The organism is Streptomyces taklimakanensis (assembly GCF_009709575.1).
Lineage (GTDB): Bacteria > Actinomycetota > Actinomycetes > Streptomycetales > Streptomycetaceae > Streptomyces > Streptomyces taklimakanensis.
In genome coordinates this window covers 1,295,226-1,306,327 of the sequence record NZ_WIXO01000001.1, presented here as the reverse complement: position 1 = coordinate 1,306,327, position 11,102 = coordinate 1,295,226, and the positions used below count along the sequence as shown (strand labels likewise).

The window sequence follows — 11,102 nt, the reverse complement described above, 5'->3', positions numbered from 1 at the left end:
CCCCCGGCACCGAACGGAAAGCGACCCGTGAGAACCATCACCGACGACCCCTCGAACCGCGCCGGCGCCACCGGCGGAACCTCCGGCACGTCCGGCCCCTCGCTTCGCGACGGAACGGACCGGCCGGGTACGCTCACCGCCGTGCCACACGCTGATCAGACCTCCTCCCTGCCTCCGGCCCCACCCCGTCCCGAGCGGGTCGTCCCCGTTCCGCTGGCGGAGCTGGCCCGGCAGCTGGACGTCACGGCCCCCCCAGGGGACGTGGCCGTCACCGGAATCACCCACGACTCGCGCGCGGTGCGTCCCGGCGACATCTACGTCGCCCGCCCCGGCGCCCGCTTCCACGGCGCGGACTTCGCCGTCCAGGCCGCCCGGCTGGGCGCCGCCGCGGTGCTCACCGACCCGACGGGCACCGAACGGGCCGCGGCCACCGGCCTGCCCGTGCTGACGGTCCCCGACCCGCGCGACCGGCTGGGCGAGCTGGCCGCCGCCATCTACGGCCACCCCGGTCGGGACCTGCTGCAGATCGGCATCACCGGCACCTCCGGCAAGACCACCACCGCCTACCTCGTCGAGGGCGGGCTGCGCGCGGCGGCGAAGGAGGGGGAACCGGCCGGGCTGATCGGCACGGTCGAGTCCCGCATCGGCGACGAGCGGATCAAGTCCGAGCGCACCACCCCCGAGGCCACCGAGCTCCAGGCGCTGTTCGCCGTGATGCGCGAGCGCGGGGTCCGCTCGGTGGCCATGGAGGTCTCCAGCCACGCGCTGGTGCTGGGCCGGGTGGACGGCTGCGTCTTCGACGTCGCCGTCTTCAACAACCTCAGCCCCGAGCACCTGGACTTCCACCCGGACATGGAGGACTACTTCCGGGCGAAGGCACAGCTGTTCACCTCGGCCCGCTCCCGTGCCGGCGTGGTCAACCTCGACGACGAGTACGGGCAGCGGCTGGCGGACGGCGTCAGCGAGGTCCCCGTCACCACCTTCTCCGCCGAGGGACATCCGGACGCCCACTGGCGGGCGCGGGACGTGGAGATCGGTCCGCTCGGCTCCACCTTCACCGTCGTCGGCCCCGACGGCGAGACGGCGCGGGCCGCGGCCCCGCTGCCCGGACCGTTCAACGTCTCCAACGCGCTCGCGGCCATCACCGCCCTGGTGGTGGCCGGGATCGACCTGGAGACCGCCGCCCGGGGCGTCGCCGCGGTGCCGGGGGTCCCCGGGCGTCTGGAGCGCGTGGACGCCGGACAGCCCTACCTGGCGGTCGTGGACTACGCGCACAAGCCCGACGCCGTCGACTCCGTGCTGAGGGCCCTGCGCAAGGTCACCGACGGCCGGGTGCACGCGGTGCTCGGCTGCGGTGGCGACCGCGACCCGCACAAGCGTCCCGCCATGGGCGCCACCCTGGCCCGACTGGCCGACACCGCCGTGCTGACCTCCGACAACCCCCGCTCGGAGGACCCCCTGGCCATTCTGGCCGCCATGCTCGCGGGGGCCGCCGAGGTCCCGATCCACGAGCGCGGCACCGTGCTGCTGGAGGAGGACCGGGCCGCCGCGATCGATGCCGCCGTCGCCCGCGCCGAGCCCGGGGACACCGTGCTGGTCGCCGGCAAGGGCCACGAGGTGGGTCAGGACATCGCCGGCGTCATCCGCCCCTTCGACGACCGCGAGGTGCTGCGCGAGGCCATCGAGCGCCGCCGGGCGACCGAGCGGCGGGCCGCGGCGGGGAGCGGGGACACCGGGGAGAGCACGTCATGATCCCGCTGACCCTCGCAGAGATCGTGGAAGCCGTCTCCGGCCGGCCCCACGACATACCGGATCCGGGCGCGACGGTCACCGGACCCGTGGTCAAGGACTCCCGCGAGGTGGTCCCCGGCGCGCTGTTCGTGGCGTTCGCCGGCGCGCGCGTGGACGGCCACGACTTCGCGGGCAAGGCCGTGACCGACGGCGCGGTGGCCGTGCTGGCCTCCCGCCCCGTCGGGGTCCCCGCGATCGTCGTGGACGACGTGGAGACCGCCCTGGGGGCCCTGGCCCGGCACGTCGTACGGCGGTTGGGCGCCACCGTCGTCGCCCTCACCGGCTCGGCGGGCAAGACCGGCACCAAGGACCTGCTCGCCCAACTGCTGCGGCGGCACGGCCCCACCGTGTGGACGCCCGGCTCGCTCAACAACGAGATCGGTCTGCCGCTGACCGCGCTCGGAGCCGAGGAGGGCACCCGTCACCTGGTGCTGGAGATGGGCGCCCGGGGCATCGGCCACATCCGTTACCTCACCGGCCTGACCCCGCCGCGCGTCGGCGTGGTCCTCAACGTCGGCTCGGCGCACATCGGCGAGTTCGGCGGACGGGAGCAGATCGCCCAGGCCAAGGGCGAGCTGGTGGAGTCCCTGCCCCCGGCGGAGGAGGGCGGGATCGCCGTCCTCAACGCCGACGACCCCCTGGTGCGCGCCATGCGCGCCCGCACCGACGCCCGCATCGTCTTCTTCGGCGAGTCCGAGGACGCCGACGTCCGCGCCGAGAATGTCCGACTCACCCCGAAGGGGCAGCCCGCCTTCACCCTCCACACCCCCACCGGGTGCGGCGATGTGACGATGCGCCTGTACGGTGAGCACCACGTGTCGAACGCGCTCGCCGCGGCCGCCGTAGCCCACGAGTTGGGCATGCCCGTCGACGGGATCGCCACAGCGCTCTCCGAGGCCGGCACGCTCTCCCGCTGGCGGATGGAGGTCACCGAGCGCTCGGACGGCGTGACCGTCGTCAACGACGCCTACAACGCGAACCCCGAATCCATGCGGGCTGCGCTCCGCGCGCTCGCCGCCATGGGCAAGGGGCGTCGCACGTGGGCGGTGCTCGGCGAGATGGCCGAGCTCGGCGAGGAGTCGCTCGCCGAGCACGACGCGGTCGGACGGATGGCCGTCCGGCTCAACGTCAGCAAGCTCGTGGCGGTCGGCGGCCGGGAGGCCCGCTGGATCGACATGGGCGCCAAGAACGAGGGTTCGTGGGGTGAGGAGTCGGTGCACGTGTCCGACGCTCAGGCGGCAATCGACCTGTTGCGCGACGATCTGCGGCCGGGGGATGTGGTACTGGTGAAGGCCTCCAGGTCGGCCGGCCTGGAGAAGGTGGCGCTCGCGCTGGTCGAGGGCGAGGTCGCCGGCCGATGATGAGGCAGATCCTCTTCTCCGGGGTCATCGGGCTCTTCCTGACCCTGATCGGCACGCCCCTGCTGATCAAGCTGCTGGCCCGCAAGGGGTACGGGCAGTACATCCGCGACGACGGCCCGCGGGACCACCACAGCAAGCGCGGCACCCCCACCATGGGCGGCATCGCCTTCATCCTGGCGACGCTGATCGCCTACGCGCTCACCAAGGTCATCACCGGCGAACCGCCGTCGTTCTCCGGCGTGCTGGTGCTCTTCCTGATGGCCGGCATGGGCCTGGTCGGCTTCCTCGACGACTACATCAAGATCGTCAAGCAGCGCAGCCTGGGCCTGCGCGCCAAGGCCAAGATGCTCGGCCAGCTCATCGTCGGCATCGCCTTCGCGGTCCTGTCGCTGAACTTCGCCGACTCCCGCGGCCAGACCCCGGCGTCCACCAAGCTCTCCTTCATCCAGGACTTCGGCTGGTCGATCGGGCCGGTGCTCTTCGTCGTCTGGGCGCTGTTCATGATCCTGGCGATGTCCAACGGCGTGAACCTCACCGACGGTCTGGACGGCCTGGCCACCGGCGCCTCGGTGATGGTCTTCGGCGCCTACACCTTCATCGGCGTCTGGCAGCACCAGGACTCCTGCGCGCTGACCGGCAGTCCGAGCTGCTTCGAGGTACGCGATCCCCTCGACCTCGCGGTCGTCGCCTCCGCGTTGATGGGCGCCTGCTTCGGCTTCCTGTGGTGGAACACCTCGCCCGCCAAGATCTTCATGGGCGACACCGGTTCGCTGGCCCTGGGCGGCGCGCTGGCCGGTCTGGCCATCGTCTCCCGCACCGAGCTGCTGCTCGCCCTGCTCGGCGGACTGTTCGTCCTCATCACCATGTCCGTGGTCATCCAGGTCGGGTCCTTCCGGCTGACGGGCAAGCGGGTGTTCCGGATGGCGCCGCTCCAGCACCACTTCGAACTCAAGGGCTGGAGCGAGGTGTTGGTGGTGGTCCGTTTCTGGATCATCCAGGGCATGTGCACCATCGTCGGTATCGGACTCTTCTACGCAGGGTGGGCGGCCGGCAAATGATCCAGGACCCCACCGGCGAGATCGCCGGTCGGCACGTCACCGTCGCCGGCCTCGGCGTCTCCGGGATGCCCGCGGCCCGCGTGCTGCGGGCGCTGGGCGCCGAGGTGACGGTCGTCAACGACGGCGACGACGAGAGCGCGCGGCGGCAGGCGACCGACCTGGAGGCCCTGGGCGTCGCGGTCCGCCTCGGCGACGGCGACACCCTGCCCGAGGGCACCTCACTGGTCGTCACCGCGCCCGGCTGGCGGCCGGACAAGCCGCTCTTCGCGGCGGCCGCCGCGGCCGGGGTGCCGGTGTGGGGCGACGTGGAGCTGGCCTGGCGGCTGCGCGGCCCCGACCCCGCGCCCTGGCTGGCGGTCACCGGCACCAACGGCAAGACCACCACCGTGCGGATGCTGGCCTCCATCCTCGAAGCCGCCGGGCTGCGCACCGCCGCCGTCGGCAACATCGGCGTCTCGCTGCTGGACGCGGTCCTGGCCGACGAGCCGTACGACGTGCTCGCCGTGGAACTCTCCAGCTACCAGCTCCACTGGGCCCCCTCGATCCGACCCCACTCGGCCGCCGTGCTCAACCTGGCCCCCGACCACCTGGACTGGCACGGCTCGATGGAGGCGTACGCGGCCGACAAGGGCCGGATCTACGAGGGCAACGAGGTCGCCTGCGTCTACAACACCGCCGACCCGCGCACCGAGGAACTGGTGCGCCGGGCCGACGTGGTGGAGGGGTGCCGGGCGATCGGCTTCACCCTCGGCAGCCCCGGCCCGTCCGAACTCGGGGTGGTGGACGGCCTCCTGGTGGACCGGGCGTTCGTATCGCCTGACGACACACACGAGGCGACACACGAGGCAGCCGGGTCGCGGAGCGCCACGGTGCCCGCGCACTCGCCCGGCGGGCGGAGGAGCCAGGCGGAACTGGCGCGGTACAGGCAGCGGCGGGCGCAGGAGTTGGCCGAGGTGGCGGACGTGGACCCGCCCGCCCCGCACAACATCGCCAACGCCCTGGCCGCCGCCGCCCTGGCCCGCGCCTTCGGTGTGAAACCGGGGGCGGTCCGCGCCGGCCTGCGCGCCTTCCGGCCCGATCCGCACCGCATCGAGCACGTCGCCGACGTGGCCGGCGTACGCTACGTCGACGACTCCAAGGCGACGAACACCCACGCCGCCGAGGCGTCCCTGGGCGCCTACGATCCGGTGGTGTGGATCGCGGGCGGCCTGGCCAAGGGGGCCACCTTCGACGAGTTGGTGGCGAAGGCGGCGAAGCGGCTGCGCGCCGCCGTCCTGATCGGCGCGGACCGGGCCCTGATCGGTGAGGCACTGGCGCGACACGCCCCGGATGTTCCGGTCGTCGACCTCGACCGGACCGACACTGGGGCGATGACGGCGGCGGTGCGCGAGGCGGCCCGGCTGGCCCGCCCCGGGGACACCGTCCTGATGGCCCCGGCCTGTGCCTCGATGGACATGTTCACCAACTACCACGCGCGCGGCGAGGCCTTCGCCGCCGCGGTGCGCGAACTGACCGCCGGTCGGTCCGCGGCCCGGGAGCGATAGCCCGCCGTCCCCGTGCCGAGAACCGGACGGCACGGGGAGACAGGAGGGGACGATGACGACCGAGCGCCCCGTGCCACCCCCGGTGGCACCGGTCGCCTCCGCGCGGGCCCTTGGCGCGCGCGGAGGCATGGCGCGCGTGGCGGCCCGCGCGCGCCGTGTGGTGGCGACCGCCGCCGGGGCCCTCGCGGCCGTCGGGCCGTCGGTCGCGGTCGCGGGCGCCCCCTCCCCGCCGGCTCCCGCCCTGCGCGAGACGTGGCGCTCCTCCCCGGGGCCGCGGCCGGAACCGGGGCGGAGCTCCGGGCGGAGCCCCCGTCAGGGGACGCGCGCGGCGGGCTCGAACGACCGGCGTTCCCCGCGTCCGGCCACACCCGGCGGGGCGCGGGGCGCCGCGCGGACTCCGTCCCGCGCTCCCGCGCAACGTCCGCCGCGCCCCCCGCGCTCCCCGAGCCCCCAGCGTGCCGGGGGCGGCCCCCGCGGGCCGCGCCGCGCGGTACGGGCCGTGCGCGGGCTGTACCTGCGGGCGCGACGGGCCTGGGACCGGCCGCTGACCGCCTACTACCTGATCCTCGGCGGCAGCCTGATGCTCACCGCTCTGGGACTGGTGATGGTCTTCTCCGCCTCCCAGATCGAGGCGCTGCGCTCCGGCCTGCCCTCCGCCTACTTCTTCCGCAAACAGCTCCTGGCGGCCGTGCTGGGCGGCGTGCTGATGTTCGCCGCGGTCCGGATGCCCGCGGCCCTCCGGCGCGGACTGGCCTATCCGTTGCTGGCCGCCTCCGTCTTCCTGCTCTGCCTGGTCCAGGTGCCCGGGGTCGGGCACGAGGTGGGCGGCAACCAGAACTGGATCCGGCTCGGCGGTTCCTTCCAGTTCCAGCCCAGCGAGCTCGCCAAGTTGGCCCTGGTGCTGTGGGGCGCCGACCTGCTGGCCCGCAAGGGCGACAGGCGCATGCTCGTCCAGTGGAAGCACCTGCTGGTGCCGCTCGTCCCGGTGGCGTTCCTGCTCCTCGGTCTGATCATGCTGGGCCGGGACATGGGAACGGCGATCATCGTCGCCGCGATCCTGGTCGGGCTGCTGTGGCTGGCCGGCGCGCCCCTGCGGCTCTTCGCCGGAGTGCTCGCCGTCGCCGGGACCCTCGGGACCCTCCTCATCGCGACCAGCGGCAACCGGATGGCCCGGTTCGCCTGTCTGGGCGCCACCGATCCCGGCCCGAACGACCAGTGCTGGCAGGCGGTGCACGGCATCTACGCCCTGGCCTCCGGTGGGTGGTTCGGCTGGGGGCTGGGAGCCAGTGTGGAGAAATGGGGGCAACTACCCGAACCGCACACCGACTTCATCTTCGCCGTGACCGGGGAGGAACTCGGCCTGACGGGGACGCTGTCGGTGCTCGCCCTTTTCGCGGCTCTAGGCTATGCGGGTATCCGCGTGGCCGGACGCACGGAGGACCCCTTCGTCAGGTACGCCGCGGGAGGCGTGACCACCTGGATCACGGCCCAGGCCGTGGTCAACATCGGTGCGGTGCTCGGGCTGTTGCCGATCGCCGGCGTCCCCCTCCCGCTGTTCTCCTACGGGGGTTCCGCCCTGTTGCCGACGATGTTCGCCGTCGGGCTGCTGATCTCGTTCGCGAGATCGGAACCCGCCGCGAAGGCGGCACTGGCCATGCGGCAGCCTGCTGTGAGAAAGAAGCTGGCTGGGGTGAGACGGAAGACGATGAGACGGAGCGCCGTACGGCGCCCGTCCGGAGAGCGGTGAAATTCGGTGCATGTCGTACTCGCCGGTGGGGGGACCGCCGGCCACATCGAGCCCGCGCTCGCCCTCGCGGACGCCCTGCGCAGGCAGGACCGGACCGTGGGGATCACGGCACTCGGCACGGAGCGGGGGCTCGAGACCCGGCTCGTCCCGGAACGCGGCTACGAGCTGGCGCTGATTCCGGCCGTGCCGCTGCCGCGCAAACCCACCCCGGAGCTGATCACCGTGCCGGGGCGGCTGCGCGGCACCATCAAGGCGGCAGAGCAGGTCCTGGAGCGGACCAAGGCCGACTGCGTGGTCGGCTTCGGCGGCTACGTGGCGCTGCCCGGCTATCTGGCCGCCAAGCGGCTCGGGGTGCCGATCGTGGTCCACGAGGCCAACGCCCGGCCCGGCCTGGCCAACAAGATCGGCTCCCGTTACACCCGCTTCGTCGCCGTCTCCACTCCGGACAGCAAGCTGCGCAACGCCCGCTACGTGGGCATCCCGCTGCGCCGCTCCATCGCCACCCTGGACCGGGCGGCGGCGCGCGCCGAGGCCCGCGCGGCCTTCGGGCTGGACGCCAACCTGCCCACCCTGCTGGTCACCGGCGGCTCCCAGGGCGCGCGGCGGCTGAACGAGGTCGTCCAGGCCATCGCCCCGGCCCTCCAGCGCTCCGGGATCCAGATCCTGCACGCGGTCGGCCCGAAGAACGAGCTGCCGCAGGTGGACAACATGCCCGGCATGCCGCCCTACGTCCCGGTGGCCTACCTGGACCGGATGGACCTGGCCTATGCCGCGGCCGACATGATGCTCTGCCGCGCGGGCGCGATGACGGTCGCCGAGCTGTCCGCCGTCGGGCTGCCGGCCGCCTACGTCCCGCTGCCGATCGGCAACGGCGAACAGCGGCTGAACGCCCAGCCGGTGGTCAAGGCGGGCGGCGGGCTGCTGGTCGACGACGCCGAGCTGTCGCCGGAGTGGATCCAGAACCACGTCCTGCCGGTGCTCACCGATCCGCACCGGCTGCTGGCGATGTCCCGCGCCGCCGCCGAGTTCGGCCGCCGTGACGCCGACGAGCTGCTGGTCGGCATGGTGCACGAGGCGATCGCGGCACGCCGTCAGGACTGATGTGCGGCCCCGGGGTTCCCGGGGCCGAAGGAGCGGCAGGCGGAAGGGGCAGGGAACGTGGTCGGACGGACGGGCGCCGAACGCGACGGTGCCCGGCGGCGGCCGGAGGCGGACTCCGCTCCGCCTCCGGCCGCCCCGCGGCCGCGCCCCGGCGGGCCCGGACGGCCGCACCTCCGGGCCCGCCGCCTGCCGCTCGTCCTCGCGCTCGCCCCGGCCCTGCTGCTGGGCGGCTTCGCCCTGTGGGTGCTCTACGGCTCCGCCTGGCTGCGGGTGGAGGAGGTCACGGCCGAGGGCGAACGGGTCCTGACCGAGCGGGAGGTCCTGCGGGCCGCCGAGGTCCCCGTGGGCGAACCGCTCGTCTCCGTCGATCCGGAGGCCGTGGAGCGGCGGCTGCTGGACGGGCTGTCCCGGATCGACTCCGTGGACGTCACGCGTTCCTGGCCGCACGGCGTCGAGGTGGCGGTCACCGAACGGAAACCCGTCGCCGTCATGGTGCAGAACGCGCCGAACGGGGAAGGCGGGAGCGATGAGGACGGCGCGAGGGAGCGGACGTATGTGGAGGTGGACGACGAGGGGGTGCGGTTCGGCACGGTCGCCGAACGACCCGACGGGGTCCCCGTGCTCGCCCTGGAGCTCGACGACTCCCCGAGCCGGCACCGCTTCGGCGAGGAGCGGATGCGCGAGGAGGCGGTGAAGGTGGCCGCGGCCCTTTCCGACGCGGTGCGCCGCGACACGCGCGCCATTCGGGTCCGTTCCCACGACTCCATCACCCTGGAGATGGCGGGCGGACGCACGGTGGTGTGGGGAAGTTCGGAGAAGAGCGCGGCCAAGGCGCGTTCGCTCTCCTTGCTGATGAAGGCCGCCGAGGACGCCCGGAGGTTCGACGTGAGCGTCCCCACCGCCCCGGCGGCGTCGGGGAGTTGACGTACGTATGTGCAGGCCAGCACCCTGGTTGGCTACCACATCGACTGATCACATAGGGTGAGAGGAAAAACGGGAGGTTCGGCGTGTTCATTGAACGCGAACCGCTTGTCGACCTAGTGTCCGTTCCTAGGAATCCGAGGAACGACAGACATTGGTAACCCTAAACTTCAACGTTAGGGTTCGGGTCGGCGTCCGGACCGTCCCACTCGGCATAGGTCGGCGCACCGCAGGAACCGTGGAGCGGCGACACGTAACTCGAGGCGAGAGGCCTTCGACGTGGCAGCACCGCAGAACTACCTCGCAGTCATCAAGGTCGTCGGTATCGGCGGCGGTGGCGTCAACGCCATCAACCGGATGATCGAGGTCGGTCTCAAGGGCGTCGAGTTCATCGCGATCAACACAGACGCACAGGCCCTGCTGATGAGCGACGCCGACGTCAAGCTCGACGTCGGCCGCGAGCTCACCCGCGGCCTCGGCGCCGGTGCCAACCCCGACGTCGGCCGCAAGGCGGCCGAGGACCACCGCGAGGAGATCGAGGAGGTCCTCAAGGGGGCCGACATGGTCTTCGTCACGGCGGGCGAGGGCGGCGGCACCGGCACCGGTGGTGCGCCCGTCGTCGCGAACATCGCACGCTCCCTGGGCGCCCTCACCATCGGCGTCGTCACCCGCCCGTTCACCTTCGAGGGCCGCCGTCGGGCCAACCAGGCCGAGGACGGCATCGCGGCCCTGCGCGACGAGGTCGACACCCTCATCGTCATCCCCAACGATCGACTGCTGTCCATCTCGGACCGCCAGGTGAGCGTGCTCGACGCCTTCAAGTCGGCGGACCAGGTGCTGCTGTCGGGTGTCCAGGGCATCACCGACCTGATCACCACCCCGGGCCTGATCAACCTGGACTTCGCGGACGTCAAGTCCGTGATGTCCGAGGCGGGTTCGGCGCTCATGGGCATCGGCTCGGCGCGCGGCGACGACCGCGCGGTGGCCGCCGCCGAGATGGCGATCTCCTCGCCGCTGCTGGAGGCGTCCATCGACGGCGCCCGCGGCGTGCTGCTCTCCATCTCCGGCGGTTCGGACCTCGGCCTGTTCGAGATCAACGAGGCCGCCCAACTGGTGAGCGAGGCCGCCCACCCCGAGGCGAACATCATCTTCGGCGCGGTCATCGACGACGCCCTCGGCGACGAGGTGCGGGTCACCGTCATCGCGGCGGGCTTCGACGGCGGGCAGCCGCCGTCGAAGAACCGCGACAAGGTGCTCGGCTCGTACGGGAGCAAGGAGGAGGGCGCCGCCTCCACGGGGTCCCGTCCGGTGCCGGACGAGAGCGACCGGCCGTCCTTCGGCGGCCTGGGATCGGTCACCCCGCGCGAGGAGGAGCCCTCGCCCGCCCCGGTGAGCGAGCCCGCGCCCACCTACGGGGTGCCGGCCCCCTCGCCGCTGTCCGGCGGCGACACCGGTCCGACCACGGCCCCACAGGTTCCCCCGGCCCGTCCCTACCAGGACGGGTCCGCAGAGGAACTCGACGTGCCGGACTTCCTCAAGTGAGCACCGGCGACGTGACGACGTGATAACCGGGCACGAC

The 11,102-nt window shown here is 72.9% G+C and carries 8 protein-coding genes; all 8 read left to right on the top strand.

Translation table 11 applies throughout. From position 1 onward, the window contains the following. The first annotated feature begins 27 nt into the window (after positions 1-27). The 8 genes from F0L17_RS05775 to ftsZ all read left to right on the top strand — a co-directional run bounded on the left by F0L17_RS05775 (position 28) and on the right by ftsZ (position 11,065). A complete protein-coding gene (locus F0L17_RS05775; protein WP_420802386.1) occupies positions 28-1,752 on the top strand; it encodes a UDP-N-acetylmuramoyl-L-alanyl-D-glutamate--2,6-diaminopimelate ligase in 1,725 nt (574 codons plus the stop codon). Continuing rightward, positions 1,749-3,152, top strand: coding sequence for a UDP-N-acetylmuramoyl-tripeptide--D-alanyl-D-alanine ligase (locus F0L17_RS05770; RefSeq protein WP_155070225.1), 1,404 nt, complete (start codon positions 1,749-1,751; stop codon positions 3,150-3,152). Before F0L17_RS05775 ends, F0L17_RS05770 begins: the two co-directional genes overlap by 4 nt. Continuing rightward, on the top strand, positions 3,152-4,210 hold the full coding sequence (mraY, locus tag F0L17_RS05765) for a phospho-N-acetylmuramoyl-pentapeptide-transferase (RefSeq protein WP_155073210.1): 1,059 nt from the start codon (positions 3,152-3,154) through the stop codon (positions 4,208-4,210). The genes F0L17_RS05770 and mraY overlap by 1 nt, the downstream gene beginning before the upstream one ends. Further along, positions 4,207-5,754 carry a UDP-N-acetylmuramoyl-L-alanine--D-glutamate ligase gene (gene murD, locus F0L17_RS05760; RefSeq protein WP_155070224.1) on the top strand — a complete coding sequence of 516 codons (1,548 nt, stop codon included), beginning with the start codon at positions 4,207-4,209 and terminating at the stop codon, positions 5,752-5,754. Before mraY ends, murD begins: the two co-directional genes overlap by 4 nt. 499 nt (positions 5,755-6,253) lie before the next feature. Next, positions 6,254-7,501, top strand: a complete 1,248-nt coding sequence (gene ftsW / locus F0L17_RS05755) for a putative lipid II flippase FtsW (protein WP_338017968.1) — start codon at positions 6,254-6,256, stop codon at positions 7,499-7,501. A 6-nt stretch (positions 7,502-7,507) separates the two neighbouring features. Beyond that, positions 7,508-8,602, top strand: coding sequence for an undecaprenyldiphospho-muramoylpentapeptide beta-N-acetylglucosaminyltransferase (gene murG, locus F0L17_RS05750; RefSeq protein ID WP_162465854.1), 1,095 nt, complete (start codon positions 7,508-7,510; stop codon positions 8,600-8,602). Positions 8,603-8,659: 57 nt separating this feature from the next. Next, positions 8,660-9,526: a cell division protein FtsQ/DivIB gene (locus F0L17_RS05745; protein WP_162465853.1), complete on the top strand. Its 867-nt coding sequence runs from the start codon at positions 8,660-8,662 to the stop codon at positions 9,524-9,526. A 276-nt stretch (positions 9,527-9,802) separates the two neighbouring features. Continuing rightward, positions 9,803-11,065, top strand: coding sequence for a cell division protein FtsZ (ftsZ, locus tag F0L17_RS05740; protein WP_162465852.1), 1,263 nt, complete (start codon positions 9,803-9,805; stop codon positions 11,063-11,065). The last annotated feature ends 37 nt before the right edge of the window (positions 11,066-11,102 follow it).